This is a genomic window from Dokdonia ponticola (genome assembly GCF_042653865.1).
GTDB lineage: Bacteria > Bacteroidota > Bacteroidia > Flavobacteriales > Flavobacteriaceae > Dokdonia > Dokdonia ponticola.
Genome location: NZ_JBHSFV010000010.1, coordinates 156,924 through 177,594, shown reverse-complemented (window position 1 = coordinate 177,594; position 20,671 = coordinate 156,924). Strand labels below are relative to the sequence as shown.

Sequence of the window (20,671 nt, the reverse complement as noted above, 5' to 3'; positions counted from 1 at the left end):
ATCGGTTTTAGCGGTATCAAAGTACGGAAATGTGAAATTATGTGAAAGTTTTTGGAAGGAGTTTAACAAGAATTACTGTTGAATGTTTCTCTGAATGTCATTTTTATGGTTACAAACAGGGCGTAAATCTTCTTTTTTAAGCATAAAAAGGGCTGGCTTCATTTGTAAAACCAACCTTTTTATGTGTATTCATCATTAAATTAAGCGCTAATTTTCAGGAGCAAACTGACAAAGAGATTTATGCAAAATCTAATTGAATTACGAAAGTGTACCCAAGCAACTATCTAAATTATTTTATAGGCATAATCGCTTTTACGTTTACAAATTCCTTGATCCCAAAACCTCCATGTTCTCTACCATATCCAGAATCTTTTACTCCGCCAAATGGCATACTAGGCTCGTTACTCCCTGAGGAATTTATAAAAACCATTCCTGTATCAAAATGATTTTTAGCAAGCTGAACGGCCTTATCTACATCTTTCGTAAAAATACCGCCGCCAAGTCCAAAGCGACTATCATTTGCAATGCGCATAGCGTCTTTCTCATCTTTGGCTTTAATAAGACTTGCTACAGGACCAAAAAACTCTTCTTCATAAGCAGGCTGTCCCGGTTGTACGTTTTCCAATACAGTGGCTGGATAGAAAAAACCTTTTCCTTTTGGCATCTCGCCACCTAACAAAATCTCAGCCCCTTTTTGGACACTTCTCTCTACTTGGTCGTGCAACTCTTCTCGTAAGTCTTTACGAGCTAATGGACCCATGGCCGTATCTCTATTAGTAGGATCACCGTATGCCACTTGTTTCATGCCTGCAACAAACTTCTCTTTAAATTCTTCATAAACGCTTTCTACAACAATAAACCGTTTTGCTGCGATACACACCTCACCATTATTATAAGTTCTTCCTCTTACACAAGTTTCTGCTGCCATAGTTATATCTGCATCTTCTAGTACGATATAGGCATCATTACTCCCTAATTCTAATACTGTTTTCTTGACGTGCTTAGCAGCTTCTTGAGCTATGATTTTTCCTGTACCTACACTTCCTGTAAATGTGACACCTCTTACATAATCATTAGCAATCACATCATTGGATTGATCTGTGTTGATCAGTAATACTTTAAACAATCCTTTGGGTAAGCCAGCATTTTCCATGATTTCTTGTAATAACAAAGCAGAACCTGTGCAACATTCGGCGTGTTTTAACAAAACACCATTTCCAGCGGCTAAGCTAGCTATCGCGTATCTAATTGCCTGGTAACATGGGAAATTCCAAGGTTGTACACCATACACAACCCCGATAGGAGCATAGGTAATCATTCCTTTTCCTCCATCGCTTAACGTTCTTTCTTCATCTTCCAAACTTTTAATTCCCTCTGTTGCCGTGTACTCACAAATACCTGCGCATAATTTTATCTCTTGGAAGCCATGCTTCACGACTTTACCCATTTCCTGAGTCATAAGCTTTGCGAACTCTTCACGACGTTGCATAAGCCCTTCTCCTATTTTTTTAATAATTGAAGCGCGTGTATCTGCTGACTTTGTTTTCCAATCTAAAAATGCATGATGACAATTTTCTACAGCGTTGATCATTTCATCATGAGTCATATACTGATATTCTTGAATGGTTTCTTCGGTGGCGGGGTTTATCGTTCTAAATCCGCCCATTATTTCTCTGTCTTTCATATAGTTTCTTACGCACAATCCTGAGCGTCTGTTTAATTTATAATTAGTAATATTCTTATATCAAACAAGAGTATTGTTCGATGTTAATAATAGTTTATTTATGAAGGGATCAAATCTCTTGTTACCGCCTCATAATCAATATATCCTTCTTTTCCTTGGGTGTAAAAAGTATCGTTATCCCAATCAGCTATTTCTTTATGTTCTCTAAATCTTCCTACTAAATCTGGATTAGAAATAAACGGTTTTCCAAAAGCAACCATATCTGCATCACCATCATCGATTACTTTGTTTCCTGTCTCTTGTGTAAATCCAGAATTAATCATCAGATTTCCTTTATACATAGGTCTGTATCGTTTAGCGATTTCTGATACTGCGTGAGGCACGGCTGAAACATCTGTAAAAGGCTCTGATAAATGAATATACGCCAGATTATACTCATCGCTTAGTTTTTTAATGATGTAATCAAACGTTGGGATGGTTTCTTCGTCTACCTCCATTCCGAAAATACCATGCAAAGACGGATTAAAGCGTGCGCCTATTTTATGTTCTGGAATGACTTTTTTCATTTCATCGAGTACCTCAAAGAAAAAACGGGCTCTATTTTCTATGGATCCTCCATATTGATCTTTTCTTTTATTACTGAATGCACTGAAAAACTGGTGGAATAAATATCCATTAGAAGAATGTATTTCAACACCATCAAAACCTGCTTCCATAGCATTTTTGGCTGCTTGTACAAATTCTTGTTTTGTGATAGTAATATCTTCTTGAGTCATCGCCTTTGGCGTCACGGTCTCTTTTTGCCCGTCTGGAGTATACACCTTTTGTTCAGGATTAATGGCTGAGGGCGCCCAAGGTAATTCACCGTTATGAAAATCAGGATGAGAAATTCTTCCAACATGCCATAACTGAATAAAGATTTTGCCCCCTGCCTTATGAACAGATTGTGTTACTTTTTTCCAGCCGTCAATTTGTGCTTGATTATGAATACCTGCCGTGTACACATAGCCAACGGCTCTTTTGGAAACTTGTGCTCCTTCTGTTATAATAAGACCGGCTGTTGCACGCTGTGTGTAATATGGTACATGTAAATCTTCGGTGGGAGCAGCATCTTTATTGTTGGCTCTACTTCGAGTCATGGGCGCCATAACGACACGATTTTTTAATTGTATTTCGCCTAATTTGATAGGTTCTAGTAAGGGTTGTGTGTTTTTCATAGTTGTTGTTTTTCTTAAATATACTAACTAGAATCGTCAAAACCACCGCTGTTTATAGCGATCGGTGTTAAAAATTGTTAAGATTTGGCTTCAAAAAGAACTCTCTAAAACACCCTTATATAATTTATAATTTTCTTTATAAAATTTCAATGATCTTTTGGTAAGATCTATAACATAGCATCATTTATAAAAATTACAACTACATGAACACCTCTTGAATTTACATAGAAAACAAGTCGGGTCATTGGGAATGTTACTTCCCAAAAAAGGTTCGCTTTCGCGAACCTTAAGATAGTCATGAATTGACTGAAAATTTATAAGTAACTTCTAAGTACCACCCAGTAAGTAGATCAGGCAAGCACCTATCCTACTTAATACAAAGGGAGCATGTTCTGGGTGGCTTTAGTATAAATTGACACTTATTGAAATGTCACTTTTCCTGTTTCCATATCGTATACAGCAGATACAATCTTAATTTGACCCTTCTTCTCAAGTTCGGCCATTTTTGGTGATTCTTTACGGATATCTTCTACTGTTTTGATGGCATTGTTTTGAATCACTTTATTTGTGAAAGCTACATTTTTTGATGAAACTTCCCCGTCAACCTCGGTAGCAGCGACTGAAGGTTTGATCTCTGTGAGTAAGTCAGAAAGCGCATTCATCCCCATAGAAGCCGCATCTGTATTGTCAATAGCATGTTTTACAGCACCACAGGCCGTATGCCCCATGACAATAACGACTTTAGACCCCGCAACTGCTGTTGCAAATTCCATAGATCCTACAATATCTTTATTCTCTATATTACCAGCAACACGAGCTACAAAAATATCTCCAATACCTAGATCAAAAACATCCTCCACAGGGACCCGGCTATCTACACAGGACAATACAATCGCTTTAGGGTATTGACCAATAGTCGCTTTTCTTCGCTGTGCCGAGTGGTCTCGTTGCGTGAGATTATTATTGACAAAATTTTCATTTCCTTTCTTCAATCTCCCAATAATTTCGTCTGGTGACATTCCTGCTTGCTCCTCGGCAGTCATGATACTCTTAACGGGTGCTTTTTCCATAGTTTCAATAACTAAAGGCGTCTCTGTCACCACTTTTTCTGAAGTCTCATTACAAGAAATTAATGACATGATTACTACTGCGAATGCGAATACACTTACTTGCTTTTTCATTTGTTATTGGTTTTAATATTATGTTCATTACTCATGAAACTATCTTAAATTTCAAATCAATGATATCTTATTTTTGATAGTTTCTGATGCAAATTTAATAGTAATGCTATTAACAATGTGCGAAGTGCTTTTATTTAGGGAATGTTTAACTATTCTGTAGTTGGATATTAAACATATTTATTTATAAATCAGTTATTTATTAAAATAAGCTAGAAAGACCAAAACCACTTCCATTATTCCTTTTTATAGAAATTTTAAGGTTTTTTGCTTTCGCGAAAGCAAAACAAACGCCAACGAATCGTAGAAGGTGTTTCCAGAAGCATATCACATTTCGTACTTTTGATAAAACTTAAAAGAGAGATGTCAAAAATGACTCATACCGATGACAATTTCAAAACGTATCTATTAGGAGTCATTAATAATAAATCATTAACTCCTCTTGTTTCTGAAATTCTCGATACGTTCTCTCAAATTCAGCTTTCAAAAAATGATTTCTTTGCTATAGAAGGGGATATCTGCAAACATTTTTGTTATATAGAAACTGGAATCTTACAACATTCTTTGGAAATATCAGGAGAAGAAAAAACAACCTATTTAGCACTAAAAAACTCTTGTACAACTGCATTAAATAGTTTTAAAAATAAAATTCCTTCCCGAAAAAATATCAAAGCGATTACAGATTGCAGGTTACACGTTATCACAATTCAAGACTTTGAATATTTAATGCAAAAAAATAAAGCGTTTCATACTTTTTATTATAAGCTTATTGAAAATCAGATTTATAAAATTGATGATTATCGTATTGATTTATTGACCTTAACTCCCGAAGATCGCTATCAAAAATTGTTGCAAAATGAGCCTATCCTACTTCAAAAAGTACCATTACACTATTTATCTTCTTTTTTAGGTATTTCATTAAGACATATGAGCAGAATCAGAAAAAATATAAAATAATGCCATTTGGCGTATTTATTAAAAACTGCAATCCTTATTTTTGGATATATAATCTTGAAACGCTGCTATTATGAAATACCACCTTATAGACAACAAACTATTTATTAAAAATCGTAAAAACTTCATGGCGCAGATGAAGCCAAATAGCCTTGCTGTTTTTAATAGTAATGATATCTATCCCATCAGTGCAGATAGTACTATGCCTTTTGAGCAACACAGAGATCTTTTTTATTTAAGTGGCGTAGATCAGGAGGAGTCTATTTTGGTTTTATTTCCTGGGTGTCCTAAAGAAAAATACCGTGAGATATTATTTTTAAAAGAAACTAATGATCACATTGCCGTTTGGGAAGGGGAGAAACTCACCAAAGAGAAGGCATTAGAAACCTCAGGGGTCAAAACCGTATTTTGGCTTCAAGACCTAGAAAAAATCTTTGGAGAATTGATGACCTATGCAGATACGGTCTATGTCAACACCAATGAGCATTACCGTGCTGCTGTAGAAACGGAAACCCGTGAGGATCGTTTTACAAAATGGTGGAAAGCAAAATATCCTGCACACAGTGTAGCAAAGAGCAATCCTATCTTACAACGTCTACGATCTGTAAAAGATCCTATCGAAATTGATTTGATTCAAAAAGCCTGTGATATTACCAATAAAGGATTTCGTCGCGTACTAGGATTTGTAAAACCTGGAGTTTGGGAGTATGAAATCGAAGCAGAGTATATCCATGAGTTTATACGCAACCGCTCTAGAAAGTTTGCCTACACGCCCATCATAGCATCGGGCAATAATGCCAATGTATTGCATTATATCGAAAACAACCAACAATGTAAAGACGGCGATTTAATCTTGATGGATGTAGGTGCTGAATACGCCAATTATGCCAGTGACATGACCCGTACAATTCCTGTAAATGGTCGTTTTACAGAGCGTCAAAAAGCGGTGTATAACGCGGTACTAAATGTAAAAAATGAAGCCACCAAAATGTTAGTCCCTGGTGCTTATTGGGAATCGTATCATGTAGAAGTCGGAAAATTAATGACGTCTGAATTGTTAGGCTTAGGACTTATAGACAAGGCCGATGTACAGAACGAAAATCCTGACTGGCCTGCTTATAAAAAATACTTTATGCACGGAACCAGTCATCATATGGGACTAGACACCCATGATTACGGATTATTACATGAGCCTATGCAAGCGGGTAATGTCTTTACGGTAGAGCCTGGCATTTATATCCCTGAAGAAGGCTTTGGCGTCCGACTAGAGGATGATGTGGTGATCAATCAAAGTGGTGCTCCTTTTAATTTAATGCGTGATATCCCAATTACCGTTGAGGAGATTGAGGATTTGATGAATTCTTAATCTACTTTTTAAAGAATAAAATAATATCTCTTAGTGCGCTTTCGCGAAAGCGTACCAAGAGACATCACACACTAATCAAACACCAGATATGCTAAGAACATCCTTTGTAGACGTCTCTCCTGAAGCAGGAAAAGCATATTTTTTCCAATCCACCCAAAGGAGAAATCGTGATGCTTAATCTTTTAAAATTTAAAGACACCGCCGATTATTCTCAAACACCGTCTATGGCTCCAAAACAAGCGATTTCTGGAAAAGAAGCCTATCAATTATATATGGACCTTACACTTCCGTTTTTAAAAGAAGCGGGAAGTGATGTGTTATTTTCTGGAAAAAGCAATGCATTTCTTATCGGTCCTTTCCAAGAAGATTAGGATCTTGTTTTATTAGTAAAACATAAAGATGCTGCTGCATTTTTAGCATTTGCACAAAACAAAAAATACCTTGCTGTCACAGGACATCGTACGGCGGCTCTTGAAGATTCTAGATTGCTTCCTATGGAAGCGGCGACCACATTAGAATAAGCTAATTACTTATGTATAGAGGTTCTTTTTTAATCACACCCTAGATCTATTCTCGCCTGATCATCATTGGCTGGAAAGCAAAGTCCGCTATTTGTTGTTTCAGGAATGTATCTTGTTAAGTCTCGATCTCTAAGCGCATCTGACAAGAATGCGGTAAGATCATTTATTTGTGTTTCTGTGAGTCCAAGCCCTCCAAATTCATCTGCAAGTTGTTCTGAAGGCACTGTTGTGTTTTGAGGAATCCCTTCATTTTTATACACCACTACATCGCGTATGGATGTAAAGGTGCTTCCATGACCAAAAAATCCAGCATCTGTTAAATTATACAGTGTAGGGGTTTTGAATTTATAATCATCTTCAGTATTTCCCGTAAAGTTCCCTCTACCTCTAGCAACAGCATTGATATCCACTCCAGGTTTGATCACTGCGTCAGGATCGCCATTAAAATCTCCGAAGCCAAACGCATGAAATGCTTTGTCCTTTAAGGCAGGCCCTGTATGACATTGTATACACTTTCCTTGATCAAAAAAGACGACTGCGCCTCGTTTTTGCTGGTTAGTTAAAGCATTTAAATCCCCTTTTAGATATTCTTGCCAAGGGGCTTTATTAGAAAGTAAGGTTCTATTGAAGGCTGCAATCGCAAGTCCTGCAGTTCTTCTAGAGTATCGATCGGGTGAGGGGATGTCTGGAAAAGCAGCATCAAACAACTCTCTATATCCGTACGCATCTACAAAAGCTTCATTGACTAGCAGTCTATGTTCATCTTGCCCTTGCATTGCTTGCACTTCAATTCCTTGAAATCCTTCAAAGTTTTCAGGAATCAAATCCCATCCGGCTTCGGTGCCTGCATTGGTGCCTGTACCTCCAAATCGGCCATCCCATAAGGCGACATCTTGGTAGGCTAAATTTAATAAGGTAGGAACTCGTATCGGTTGTACATCGACAGAGTCAATAGGCATCAACGGATCAATAAAGCGTCCTTCGCCTTTAAAACCAAAACCAATACCACCTTCGCCAATCCCTTGTCTTCTTCCTGCATGAAAAGCAGATGCCACTGGATGGCACGTAGCACACGCATATTGGAATTCCCGATCCTCAATCTTGGGATCACCACCCATGGCAGTATCATGCAATAATAATTGTCCTAACGCAACTTTTGCAGAGGTAATAGGGTTTAAAGGATCCTGAGGAATCAATCCATAGTCATTACTATCAGGTAAAATAAAGAATGAATTCCCTTCGCCTTCTGAAGCTTCTAACAGTAATTCACTTAATGTATCGTCTATTAATGATTGATTTATCTCTTGGTAATCATCATCATTTTGACACGATACAACTATTGTCAATATTGCTGCGCAAAAAATAATGCCTTTCATACTATTCATTTTAATAAGTACCCCCGTTTTATGTGTTAGTATCTCAAGTAATACATACATATTCACTACTCAAACATAAACTTTATTTTTGAAAATATAGCATTATTTAAGGAGGATTGATCCATATAATGAGGAGTTGGGGACATCGACCCTTACTCTGTAAAAGTATTTTAGTAATTACTTAAACACTTTGAAGAATAAAAGCACTTTTCATTTAAGTCTTACAATAACTTTTTTGTTATAAATACCAATTTTACACTTTTAAACTGGATGTATGAGGAACTAATTATAATTTCATAATGAGTATTAAAGCATAAGAGTTCGCTTTCGCGAAAGCATAAAAAAGAGGCTACCCAATTGAGTAACCTCTAACAACAACTAACTAACGTAATTAATAAACTTCCTTTTTCAATTATTTTACACGGTGACGGTATCAAAAAGATACGTATGTAACCGTTGTAGGGTTGTTACTTTATGATCTGAATGGACCAATAAAGAGATATTATGGTGACTGCCCCCATAAGAAATCATCCGGATGGAAACGTCTTGTAGAATTTGAAATAACTTATGGGTTTGATTATGATATATAATGGCATTTCCTACCATACAAACAATTGCTTGTTGATGGTCTACTTCGACAAAAGAAAATCGCTCTAATTCTTCTACAATAGATGCTAGATACGTGGCGTCATCTATAGTTAATGACACAGCAATTTCTGAGGTGGTAATCATATCTATGGAGGTCTCATAGCGTTCAAAGATTTCAAAAACTTTCTTTAGAAAACCGTGAGCGAGCAACATTCTGCCTGATTTTATTTTGATGGCCGTAATACCATCTTTTGCCGCAATCGCCTTTATGCCTTCGCCATGTACCTTATTGGTGATTAACGTGCCATGGGCATGTGGTGCCATGGTATTTTTTAATCGTACGGGAATATCGAGTTCACGAACCGGCATCACCGTTTGCGGATGCAAAATTTTTGCCCCAAAATATGCGAGTTCTGCCGCTTCATCAAAAGACAGGTGAGAAATAGGGGTTGTCTTCTCTACATAACGAGGATCATTATTATGAAAACCATCAATATCTGTCCATATTTGAACTTCTTCGGCGCGAATAGCTGCACCTATAATCGTAGCAGTGTAATCACTCCCACCTCGTTGCAAATTGGACACATTTCCATCTACATCAAGACAAATAAATCCTTGTGTGATGTATATGTCGGCAGCAGGTAAGTCATCAAGACTACGATGTATATTTTGACGAATATAAAACGTATCAGGTTCGTTATTTCTATCGATTCTCATGAAATCCAACGCAGGCAATAATTGAACTTTTATTCCTTCCTGACGCAAATAAGTGCTAAAAATATAAGTAGATAACAACTCCCCATAGGAAACAATAGTGTTATATAGGTATTGCGTATGCGTCTTATCTATCGCAGTTCTTAACTCATAAAAGATATCTTGCACATACTCTTGAACTTGATACAGGATCTCTACATCAACAAATAATGATTGAATGGTTGCATTATAAGAAATTTCCAAAGCATCTATATCTTTAGAAGCCTTCCTTTTATTTCCATCTTTGATAGCATCAGAAATAGCAACCAATACATTGGTGGTGCCCGACATGGCAGACAAGACTACTATTTTTTTCTCTTGGTCGTTAATGATTTCTTTCACCTGAATCATGTTTTCTACAGACCCTACCGAAGTTCCTCCAAATTTAAGTACGCGCATTACACTCTGTTTTATGAGGTCAAAAATATTCTTATGAACGATCTAAACCTCATAAATGAAAAAATTACTCTATTTTTGCACAATATGTTATATAATTAACAAAATGAAAACAATTGCCTCTTGCGTTGAAGAAATTATTAAGAACCAACCTTTTATTGAAGAAGGGTTATCTAGGAATATTATCAACTATTCTGCGCTAGCAGAACACGTACAGCCGATGATAGAAAAACGGTTACACAAATCTGTAAAAACAGGCGCCATTATGATGGCGCTACGTAGATACAATCCGCCTATTCATGCAAGTGCAACGACAAAAATGCAACGAATTCTGAAAAATCTAGGCGATATTACTGTACGTTCTAATCTTACAGATTTTACCTTTCAAAACTCCCCGACCTTAATACGCAGTCACGCAAAGATTTTGGAACAGATCACTACAGATCGGCGTATTTTTTACGCGTTTACTCGTGGGATTTTAGAGAGTAACATTATTATCTCTTCTTCTGAAAAGGACAAAGTCATCACTAGTTTCACACAAGAAACGCAACTGGATCTACAAGAAAACCTATCGGCTATCAGTATTAATTTACCGCACGACAACTCCAAAGTACCGGGATTATACTACCAAATATTTAAACGCCTTGCTTGGGAGGGGATTGCCTTACATGAAGTCGTCTCTACGACTAATGAGTTTACTATTTTAGTAAAAGATGTCATGGTGGATCGTGCATTTTCTGTGATGAAGAATCTTAAGAATGAGACGTATTTTTAAGACTCCTTTCTCTTATACTGAATCAAGTTTACCAATACAAATGCAAAAAGCGCTGGCAATAACCAACCCAGCGTCACCGTGCCAAATGGCAAAAATTCTTGTATCGGTTGTACTGCGTCAGCAAATCCTATGGTAGAAAAGAAGTCTGGAATACTACATACAATAGTGACCACAACCACCGCTTTAAATACAAGGGCAGAGGCATATTTTTCTGGAATCGCATTGAGTAAGATAAGCGCAATCGTAATGGGATAAATGAGCATAAGTGCAGGAAAAGCAACGACGATAATAGCATTTACATCTAGTTGTCCCATCACAACGCCTAACACAGAACTAATTACCGCTGTAATGATATATGCTTTACGGGAATCATTAAATAATCCTTTAAAGAAATCTGCAGTTCCTGTCACAATTCCGACTGCCGTTGTAAAACAAGCAAGTGCCACCAAAACACCCAAAGCAGTTCTTCCAATACTCCCAAGGGTATTATAACTTAATAGATTTAAAAGCTCTGTTCGATTATTGATATCTAACGTACCACTGTTATAAGCTCCAAGAGCAATCATACCCACATACATGAATACAAATCCTAGACCAGCTAATAGTCCAGCTTTAGCAATCACACTTTTGCTTTCTTCTTTAGAAACCCCTTTTAAACTCAATGAGATCACAAGCACCCCTCCTACCAAGACTCCTCCTATGGCATCAAAGGTTTGGTACCCTTCTAGAATTCCACTTGTTAAATTACTTACATATATAGAAGCACGTAAAGGCTCATACTCTCCAAAAAAACCAATACATACAATAGAACCCAAAATAATCAAAATACCGGGCGTTAAAAATTTTCCTATAATATCCATGACTTTAGAACGATTGAGTGCAAATACCAATACCAGTAAAAAATAAACAGTACTAAATTGCCATGAAGACATTTCAAAAGTCGGCTTTAAGTAAGGTTCTATGGCCAACTCATAGGTTACTGAAGCGGTACGCGGACTCGGAAACGAAACCGAAATCACATACACCACAAGACTATAAATAAAAGCAAAAGTAGGGGATACTTTCTTCCCAAAGTCCATCATCGTCCCTTGCAGTTTTGCATGTCCATAAATGGCTAGAATAGGAATTACTACCGCCGATAGCACAAAACCAATCGACACCATCAACCATCCATCACCTGCATTATATCCCAAAAAAGCAGGGAAAATAAGATTCCCTGCGCCAAAAAATAGCGAAAACAATGCAAAAGCAGTCACAAAAGTTTGTTTGGAGAATCTCATAGGTTCATTGATATTTGCGCCTCAAGATAAGTCAAAATGGAGATTACACATAAAGGGAGTCGTATTTTTTATACAGACCAAGGAGAAGGAGAACCTATTGTCATGTTACATGGGTTTTTGGAGAATAGTACGATGTGGGATAGCGTACTGCCTTCACTGCTCAACAAAAACAGAGTAATTTGTATTGATTTATTAGGGCATGGCACATCAGAATGTCTTGGATACATTCATACGATGCAAGATTTTTCTGAGGCGGTGCATGCGGTTGTAAACTTCCTACAACTCAATACCATTATTATTATAGGCCACTCTATGGGAGGATATGTTGGGATCGCTTTCGCGAAAGCGTACCCAGAAAAAGTAAAAGCGGTATGCCTCCTTAATGCTACCCCAGAAGCAGATCCAGAAGAACGAAAACAACTCCGTCTACGCGCCAATAAAATGGCAAAAACACAATTTGAACAACTTATCCGCATGTCTTTTGTCAATCTTTTTGACCCTCCATCTAAAGAATTACATAAAGATGCTATCACAGAAGCCTTGGCACATGCATTACAAACCCCTGTACAAGGATACATAGCCGCCAATGATGGAATGCGATTAAGAGAAGACTCCTCCATTTTTTGGAAAAATGCCTCTTTTAAAAAAGGTATGATCTTAGGAGAAAATGACTGGATTGTAGATGCGCAAAAACACAAAGAAACTTTTGCTACTCATACTGACTACTTCTCTATTATTAATGGAGGACATATGAGTCATATCTCAAATAGTGATGTAATGGTGAAAGAGCTTTTACACTTTTTGGGATAAAAACCTCAGATCTCATGCTAGGTTCAAAAAACCTTTTCCTTAGTAAATTACAGTGAAACAGACGACTTCACATGTGAAAACATTGGCAAAATATTTTTATATGTTAAAATTTTGAGTATTTCATCGATATTTTTGTGTCGTTTGTGGAATTTATATATATTAGTACTCAAGTTAAAAACCCCAAACCCCCATGAATACAACTAAAACTAAAACCGAAACAACCTACAGCCCATTCTCAAACCTACAATGTAAAGTATTTGGTCATAAGTATCGTATTACCAAGAGATACGAATCAAATATCAAAGAATTTGAATGTGCAAATTGTAAAAAGCAATTTACATTAGACGGATACGGACATTATACACCACTTACTCCAAAATTACGTCGTATTAATGAAGTGTATGAAAATTTTTATACTAGAAAATTAGCCGCTCGTTAATAAAATTAATCAGAATTTAAAGCATTCCAACCTCTTGCTACCAAAGGAATTTTGGTATTTGCTCTTGTAATAAGATGAGCCCCTTCACCTTGGTCTGTAATATGACCTACAATGGTAAAATTTGGATTTGCTTTAATCTTGGGATAATCGGTTTGAGCTATGGTAAACAATAGCTCATAATCCTCTCCACCGCTTAAAGCAATTGTTGTACTGTCAAGACCAAACTCTTCGCACGTACTAATTACCTGAGGATCTAAGGGGATTTTCTCCTCATAGAGATTACACCCTACATTAGAATTCTTACAGATATGCAAAATCTCAGAAGACAACCCATCGCTGATATCTATCATGGCTGTTGGCAACACCTCTAAAGAGGCCAACAAGTTAACAACATCTTTTCGCGCCTCTGGTTTTAATTGACGCTCTACAATGTAAGCATACTGCTCTAAGTCTGGTTGATTATTTGGATTGACCTTAAATACAGCCTTCTCTCTCTCTAGAATTTGCAATCCCATATAAGCAGCACCAATATCACCCGTGACAACAACAAGATCACCTGATTTTGCAGTATCGCGGCCTACAATAGTATCGCCTGATGCTTGTCCTATCGCTGTAACACTAATGACAAGACCTGTTGTTGAAGACGTTGTATCCCCTCCTACCAAATCTACTTTATAATTGATGCATGCTGCCTGGATTCCCGCATATAAATCTTCTAGTGCTTCTAAAGGAAACCGATTAGACACCGCTATCGAAACAGTAATTTGACTTGCCGTCGCATTCATGGCATACACATCTGATAGGTTAACCATCACAGCCTTATACCCTAAATGCTTTAACGGCACATAACTCAAATCAAAATGAACCCCTTCAATAAGAAGATCTGTGGTCACGACCATATGAGTATCTGGAAAGGATAATACCGCCGCATCATCACCTATTCCTTTTACCGTGGTTTTTTGACTGATTTTAAAATGTTCCGTGAGGTGATCTATGAGGCCAAACTCTCCTAATTCTTCTAAAGAAGTACGTGATTGATCTTTATTTTCTAACATAAATGCAAAGGTAACAAACAAGCATTTAACCTGCATTATGCATTAGAAAATCTATTACAATGTTCACAAGATTCATCAGGAAGTTCTAATCATAGAATGCAGGTTTGAAAATATAATGATCTATATTATTTGAGAATATAACCTGCACTACTAGGAATTTAACGCGTTCACTTGTTATATATATGTTTATTGACAAGGAATACTTGATCGGAATTTTCACTTATGCGCTTTAAATTTTATAAGTTTACAAAAGCTCAAAATAAAACCAACCTTATGAAACCCTACCTTATTAAAATGTGTCTATTTTTTGGGCTCCTTCACATATCATTGGCGCTTATTGCCCAAACACCTTGCACAGGAAATATGGCAGGAGGGTTTCCTTGCGAAGGATTTGATTTACAAGACAGTGTTAGCAATAATACAATGGACACAAATTTTACAAATGATAGCTGGGGCTGGACCGATCCAGAAGATGGTAAAGAATATGCCATCGTTGGGCTGGCCAATGGAACGGCTTTTATTGATATCTCTAATCCTACAGATGTCGTTTATCTTGGTAAATTGCCTACACATACAGGCAATAGCATTTGGAGAGATATAAAAGTATATCAGAACCATGCCTTTGTGGTAAGCGAGGCCTCTGGACATGGGATGCAAGTATTTGACCTCACCCAATTACGTGATGTAACTAACCCACCTGTTACTTTTGCAGAAACTGCCCATTATGATGGATTTGGAAATGCACATAATATTGTGATTAATGTAGATACAGGATATGCATACGGTGTAGGAACACAAACGTTCTCTGGAGGACCCCACTTTGTCAATATTCAAGACCCTACCAATCCAATAGGTGAAGGTGGGTATGCAGACAATAACTACAGTCACGATGCACAGGTAGTTACCTACAATGGTCCTGATACAGATTATCTAGGAAGAGAAATTCTTATTGGAAGTAATGAAAATGAAGTGGCTATTGTTGATATTACAGATAAAAATAACCCTGTAGCGATTTCAACAGTTTCCTATCCAAATATAGGATATACACACCAAGGATGGTTTACAGAAGATCAACAGTATTTTCTGTTGGGTGATGAGATAGATGAAATAAATGTTGGATTTGATACCCGAACCATTGTTTTTGACTTTGAAGACTTAGACAACCCTCAACTTCATTTTGAATATGAAGGCACAAACCCCTCTACAGATCACAATGGATATGTAGTCGGCAACGTATATTATTTGGCAAGCTACAGAGCAGGGATGAGAGTCATTGATATCACAGATATTGCAAATCAAAATATGATAGAAATAGGATATTTTGATACTGTTCCGAGTACAGATAATGTAGGAACAGGGTCAGGCGCTTGGAACGTATATCCATTTTTTGAAAGCGGAAATATCATCATTAGTGATCAAGATGGGGGCTTTATTCTTGTAAAGAAAAATGAAACCCTCAGCACTCCTACGGTTGAAACCTCTAAAGAAATCTCTTTATTTCCAAATCCTTCTTCAGGCATAGTCACATTAGAAACTCAAAACCCACTGGGCGCTGTCTCTATATACAATACCCTAGGGCAAGAAGTCTACAAAACAGAAAGTAACGCCACAAGTGTACAATTGGATCTTGCCCATTTACAGACAGGTGTTTATTTTGTAAAAACCATTCATAACACACAGAAATTACTATTAAAATGAAAGTAAAGCACTTCTTTTTTCTGATTCTTTTAGGAATCATCATCAGCTGTAGTGATGATGACAGTAGCACAGCACCTATTGTGGTCACTCCAGACCCAGAACCAGAAATCGAAGAACCTGATCCTGTTGCTGACGGACGTCTTGTGTGCGAAAACGGATTTGCAGGTGCTTTCCCTTGTGATGACTTTGATCTTATGTCGCAAATCAACCTTTCACAATTTGGAAACTCTGCTGGAGGAAATGATATCTGGGGATGGACCGATCCTGTTACTGGAACCGAATACGCTTTATTTGGAAGACGTGAAGGAGTTTCGTTTATAGACGTTTCAGTCGCTACAGAACCAAGAATTATTGGCTTTCTCCCTACCGAAACAACCACTTCTAAATGGAGAGATGTAAAAATATATCAAGACTATGCATTTATTGTAAGTGAAGCCTCTGGACATGGCATGCAAGTTTTTGATCTTTCTCAATTAAGAGATGTCCCCCAAGACCAAACGATCACCTTTACACCAAGTGCCGTATATACAGAATTTGGAAATGCACATAATATTGTGATTAATGAACAGCACCCCTATGCCTATGCGGTCGGCACGCAATCTTTTAGTGGAGGCCCTCATATCATAGATATTAGCGACCCTTTAAATCCTACCTTTGCTGGAGGGTTTTCAGAGCAAGGATATACCCATGATGCACAAGTCATCACCTACAATGGTCCTGATGTTGATTACATAGGAAGAGAATTATATATAGGAAGCAATGAAGATAAAGTGGTGATTCTGGATGTTACTGACAAAGCCAATATTGTAGAAATCTCAGAGGTAGATTACCCAAATGTAAACTATACACATCAGGGTTGGATGACCGAAGACCATCATTATTTTATAGCAAATGACGAGTTGGACGAAACCAATGTAGGATTCAATACTCGTACCCTTTTATTCGATTTTACAGATTTGGACAACCCTACCTTTTCAGGAACTTTTACTGGAGATTCAGGAGCTACAGATCATAATTTATTTGTCAAAGGAAATGAAGTCTTTTTATCAAATTATACCCGAGGCATTCGCGTGGCAGACATCTCAAATATTACATCAGGCAACCTTGTTGATACGGGCTCTTTTGACACGTTTCCAGAAAACAATAATACTTCCTTTAATGGCGTTTGGAGTATATACCCCTATTTTAACAGCAACAATATTATCATCAGTGACATAAACGGCGGACTCTTTATCATTAGAAGAACGGGAACTTAATATGTTAAGAAAAATAAAAATGAAAAAGCTACTTTTTACGCTTTCGCGAAAGCGTATACTCACCCTATTCCTCCTGACGATGTATATGATCAGTTCCATTAGTTGTGGTGAAGACGACGTTTTACCACCAGAAAGCACAGATCCTGAGATAGAAGAACCTACCCCAGATCCTGAAACTGATCCTGTAAATATTACAATTGATTTTACAGCTGTATATGGCGGTAGCGAAGACGATACCTTTCATGATGTGACTACCACCAATGACGGGGGGTTTATTGCGTTAGGTTATTCTCAAAGTATCGATGGTGATATTACAGACAACACCACTCAGGTCAATAACTACTGGCTTGTCAAAACAGACAATGCGGGAAATATACAATGGTCAAAAACCTACGGAGGAACCGATGACGATCGCGGTGAAGAAGTAATCCAAACTTCAGATGGAGGCTATGCCTTGATAGGATACAGCAGGAGTAGCGATGGAGACGTAAGTACCAATGAAGGATTCCAAGATCATTGGATTGTAAAATTAGATGCACAAGGAGAAATTGAATGGCAAAAAAGCTACGGCTTTCCTGGTTCTGACCAAGCTTTTTCTATTATACAAACGGCAGATGGTGGTTATTTTACGGCTGGATTTCTAGACGTAACCGCTTCTAACGGAGAAGGAAACGACCTTATAGAGTCAGAAAATGAAGATACCACAAGAGCTACGTTGCATGGTGTAGGTGAGTTTTGGGGACATAAACTAGATGCCAATGGAAATATGGAATGGCGTCGTTATTTTGGAGGCACAAATAATGACCGAGCGTATGCAACCTTGCAAGCAGACGATGGCGGTATTTTGATGATCGGCGCTAGTGAAAGTGATGATTTTGACATTTCAAATTCTAAAGGAAGTTATGATTTCTGGGTTGTTCGCATGAATGCTTTGGGAATACTTTTATGGGAACGTTCTTTTGGAGGATCCGAAATAGACATTGCCTATGCGGCTACCAAAACACCCGATGGTAACTATGTAATTGCTGGAGATACTCGAAGTAATGACGGCGATATAACAGGGTTTAATGGAAATGCTGATGCATGGATTATAAAAATAAATGACCAAGGCGATTTGCTTTGGGAAAAAACGGTAGGAGGTACTAATTTTGACACCGCAAGAGCCATTACAGCCACAGCAAATGGTATCGCTATTACAGGATCATCTCGAAGTGACGATATAGACATCACCACCAATGCTGGACAAAATGATATCTGGATAGCATTACTAGACGCCGATGGCAATTTACAAGACCAACGATCTATAGGTGGCGACGGTATTGATTTTGGATTTGGAATTGCCTCAAATAACCAAGGGAATATTATAGTTGCCGGAGAAACCCAAAGTAACAACGGAGAACTTGTAAGTAGTAATGGTTCGTTGGATGCTGTATTAATAAAAATAAATTAAGAAATTGCTATGAAAAAGTACTTTACACTTCTAGCAGGTATTGCTATCCTGCTTATTGGATGTGATAATGATGAACCAACCACGATACCAGATCCTGGGAATCTTACGCTTTCATTTCAAAATACAGTAAATGAAGCTGCATTATCTATGCTAGCTGCTAATTACACAAATGCGAGCAATGAGACCTATACTGTGAACGAATTAAAATATATTATCTCCAATATCAGGCTTACCACATCTAACAATACCACATTTATCTATCCAGTAGAAGATAGCTACTTTCTTATCAATGAAGATGGGAATAAGACTATCAACCTTTCTAATATTCCAGCCGATACGTATACAGGAATCACTTTTGGCTTTGGGGTAGACCCCACAAAATACCCTATTGAATCTGGGACACTAAATTTTATCCCATTAGCAGAAGAAGCCGGCATGTTATGGACATGGTCTGCAGGCTATAAATTCCTAAAATTTGAAGGAACGTATGCAACAGCTACGGCACCTGATGATAACCTACCCTTTTTGTATCACGTAGGAAGCCATGGAGCCACACTTGACAACTATAAAGAAGTAACATTGGCAGTTGCCGATTTTCAAATAACTAGTGCAAATGCAACTTCAAAAACCATACAATTTGATGTGGCTAAAATCTTTGATAGTGTATATTCCTTATCTTTAGAAGAAAAGGATGATATTCAGGTAGATCCTGTAAATGCCCCAAAAATTGCAGAAAATATAAGCACTGCATTTAGTATTGTAGAATAATGAAGCTATTAAAACACCTCATAGTAGTCCTTTTTATTTGGAGTTGTACTTCAGAATCTAGTGATGGCGAAACCACCCTCCCCACTGATGATGATTCTATGATGGTTACAAATCCGTTGTTAGATTTTACAGTGCCATCTAATTTTCCAGATGCGACGTATAGTATTGCACAAAATCCACCAACCGAAAAAGGATTCGAACTCGGCAAAAAATTATTCTATGATGGGCAGTTAGCCTCCGATGGTGTCGTCTCGTGTGGCTTTTGTCATATTCAATCCTTTGCGTTTACTCACCACACTCATATTACCAGCCATGGTGTGGACGGTCAAATCGGAACACGTAACGCACAACCCCTACACAATCTCGCTTTTATGAATGAGTTTACATGGGATGGTGCAGCAACATTTTTAGACACTCAACCTATCATTCCCATCACTTCTGACGTTGAAATGAATGAAACGGTATCCAATGTCATTTCAAAACTCGCCGCCGATGATGAGTACCCTACACTTTTCGCGGAAGCATTTGGTTCTGAAGGGGTCAACGCCGATCGATTATTTAAAGCATTATCGCAATTTATGGTGATGATGGTGAGTGCCAATTCTAAATTTGACAAACTAGAACGCGGAGAAGCGGTCACCTTCACAGACCAAGAAAACGCGGGTCGTGCGGTATTTGACACCAAATGTGCTTCTTGTCATGCGGGTTCTTTACAAACCGATCAATCCTATCGTAACAATGGACTCCCTATGAATCCTACTTTTAATGATATCGGGCGTGAGCGTGTGACTGGGTTACCCAGTGATCATCGCAAATTTAAAGTGCCTAGTTTACGAAATATAGAAGCAACCTTTCCGTATATGCATGATGGTCGCCTAGCTACTCTAGAAGATGTACTCAACTTTTACACAGATGGTATGGTAGATAGCCCAACACTTGATGAGCAGTTTAGGCGTCCCGATGGAACATTTGGACTTGACATTACTCCTGAAGAAAAAATACAACTCATTGCTTTTTTAAAGACGCTTACGGATAATGATTTTATAGAAGATAGACGCTTTGCTGAGTTTTAATATTTATTAATGTAACACTTTTGTAATAAATTAA

The 20,671-nt window shown here is 37.6% G+C and carries 18 protein-coding genes; 11 read left to right on the top strand and 7 right to left on the bottom strand.

Features of this window, described 5'->3' with window-relative positions:
* Positions 1-289: 289 nt before the first annotated feature.
* From ACFO3O_RS16005 to ACFO3O_RS15995, 3 genes are all read right to left on the bottom strand, one after another.
* The gene (locus ACFO3O_RS16005) at positions 290-1,684 is read right to left on the bottom strand and encodes an NAD-dependent succinate-semialdehyde dehydrogenase (RefSeq protein ID WP_379980614.1); all 1,395 of its coding nucleotides are present in this window, start codon (positions 1,682-1,684) and stop codon (positions 290-292) included.
* A 98-nt stretch (positions 1,685-1,782) separates the two neighbouring features.
* Positions 1,783-2,901 carry an alkene reductase gene (locus ACFO3O_RS16000; protein ID WP_379980612.1) on the bottom strand — a complete coding sequence of 373 codons (1,119 nt, stop codon included), beginning with the start codon at positions 2,899-2,901 and terminating at the stop codon, positions 1,783-1,785.
* 419 nt (positions 2,902-3,320) lie between these two features.
* Complete coding sequence (locus tag ACFO3O_RS15995; protein ID WP_379980610.1) at positions 3,321-4,082, bottom strand: carbonic anhydrase family protein; 762 nt, start codon at positions 4,080-4,082, stop codon at positions 3,321-3,323.
* Positions 4,083-4,442: 360 nt separating this feature from the next.
* On the opposite strand from ACFO3O_RS15995, the gene ACFO3O_RS15990 reads away from it, so the two are divergent.
* From ACFO3O_RS15990 to ACFO3O_RS15980, 3 genes are all read left to right on the top strand, one after another.
* Positions 4,443-5,036, top strand: coding sequence for a Crp/Fnr family transcriptional regulator (locus ACFO3O_RS15990; RefSeq protein WP_379980608.1), 594 nt, complete (start codon positions 4,443-4,445; stop codon positions 5,034-5,036).
* A gap of 70 nt (positions 5,037-5,106) precedes the next feature.
* Positions 5,107-6,399 (top strand): aminopeptidase P family protein, encoded by a 1,293-nt coding sequence (locus tag ACFO3O_RS15985; RefSeq protein ID WP_379980606.1) that lies wholly within the window; start codon positions 5,107-5,109, stop codon positions 6,397-6,399.
* Positions 6,400-6,569: 170 nt separating this feature from the next.
* Complete coding sequence (locus ACFO3O_RS15980; RefSeq protein WP_379980604.1) at positions 6,570-6,770, top strand: hypothetical protein; 201 nt, start codon at positions 6,570-6,572, stop codon at positions 6,768-6,770.
* 179 nt (positions 6,771-6,949) lie between these two features.
* On the opposite strand, the gene ACFO3O_RS15975 is transcribed toward ACFO3O_RS15980, so the two are convergent.
* A complete protein-coding gene (locus ACFO3O_RS15975) occupies positions 6,950-8,296 on the bottom strand; it encodes a cytochrome-c peroxidase (protein ID WP_379980602.1) in 1,347 nt (448 codons plus the stop codon).
* 417 nt (positions 8,297-8,713) lie between these two features.
* Entirely contained in the window at positions 8,714-10,036 is a 1,323-nt protein-coding gene (locus ACFO3O_RS15970) for an aspartate kinase (protein ID WP_379980600.1), read from the bottom strand.
* Positions 10,037-10,139: 103 nt separating this feature from the next.
* Here ACFO3O_RS15970 and ACFO3O_RS15965 point away from each other — a divergent pair, with 103 nt between their 5' ends.
* Positions 10,140-10,808: a hypothetical protein gene (locus tag ACFO3O_RS15965; protein ID WP_379980598.1), complete on the top strand. Its 669-nt coding sequence runs from the start codon at positions 10,140-10,142 to the stop codon at positions 10,806-10,808.
* On the opposite strand, the gene brnQ is transcribed toward ACFO3O_RS15965, so the two are convergent.
* Complete coding sequence (brnQ, locus tag ACFO3O_RS15960) at positions 10,805-12,088, bottom strand: branched-chain amino acid transport system II carrier protein (protein WP_379980596.1); 1,284 nt, start codon at positions 12,086-12,088, stop codon at positions 10,805-10,807. The two genes, ACFO3O_RS15965 and brnQ, sit on opposite strands and share 4 nt — an antisense overlap.
* Before the next feature lie 36 nt (positions 12,089-12,124).
* Between brnQ and ACFO3O_RS15955 the strand changes: the two genes are divergently transcribed.
* Both ACFO3O_RS15955 and ACFO3O_RS15950 read left to right on the top strand, forming a co-directional pair.
* Positions 12,125-12,898 (top strand): alpha/beta fold hydrolase, encoded by a 774-nt coding sequence (locus ACFO3O_RS15955; protein WP_379980594.1) that lies wholly within the window; start codon positions 12,125-12,127, stop codon positions 12,896-12,898.
* A gap of 190 nt (positions 12,899-13,088) precedes the next feature.
* The gene (locus tag ACFO3O_RS15950; protein ID WP_379980592.1) at positions 13,089-13,337 is read left to right on the top strand and encodes a hypothetical protein; all 249 of its coding nucleotides are present in this window, start codon (positions 13,089-13,091) and stop codon (positions 13,335-13,337) included.
* Positions 13,338-13,342: 5 nt separating this feature from the next.
* Here the strand turns inward: ACFO3O_RS15950 and thiL are convergent, their stop codons facing one another.
* Positions 13,343-14,392 carry a thiamine-phosphate kinase gene (gene thiL / locus ACFO3O_RS15945; protein ID WP_379980590.1) on the bottom strand — a complete coding sequence of 350 codons (1,050 nt, stop codon included), beginning with the start codon at positions 14,390-14,392 and terminating at the stop codon, positions 13,343-13,345.
* Between the two features lie 273 nt (positions 14,393-14,665).
* On the opposite strand from thiL, the gene ACFO3O_RS15940 reads away from it, so the two are divergent.
* The 5 genes from ACFO3O_RS15940 to ACFO3O_RS15920 are packed head-to-tail and all read left to right on the top strand — an operon-like array spanning position 14,666 to position 20,637.
* Positions 14,666-16,090 carry a choice-of-anchor B family protein gene (locus ACFO3O_RS15940; protein ID WP_379980588.1) on the top strand — a complete coding sequence of 475 codons (1,425 nt, stop codon included), beginning with the start codon at positions 14,666-14,668 and terminating at the stop codon, positions 16,088-16,090.
* Positions 16,087-17,346: a choice-of-anchor B family protein gene (locus tag ACFO3O_RS15935; RefSeq protein WP_379980586.1), complete on the top strand. Its 1,260-nt coding sequence runs from the start codon at positions 16,087-16,089 to the stop codon at positions 17,344-17,346. Before ACFO3O_RS15940 ends, ACFO3O_RS15935 begins: the two co-directional genes overlap by 4 nt.
* A 19-nt stretch (positions 17,347-17,365) precedes the next feature.
* Entirely contained in the window at positions 17,366-18,796 is a 1,431-nt protein-coding gene (locus ACFO3O_RS15930) for a hypothetical protein (RefSeq protein ID WP_379980584.1), read from the top strand.
* A gap of 9 nt (positions 18,797-18,805) precedes the next feature.
* On the top strand, positions 18,806-19,564 hold the full coding sequence (locus ACFO3O_RS15925; RefSeq protein ID WP_379980579.1) for an MbnP family protein: 759 nt from the start codon (positions 18,806-18,808) through the stop codon (positions 19,562-19,564).
* Entirely contained in the window at positions 19,564-20,637 is a 1,074-nt protein-coding gene (locus ACFO3O_RS15920) for a cytochrome-c peroxidase (RefSeq protein ID WP_379980577.1), read from the top strand. The genes ACFO3O_RS15925 and ACFO3O_RS15920 overlap by 1 nt, the downstream gene beginning before the upstream one ends.
* Positions 20,638-20,671 lie beyond the last annotated feature (34 nt).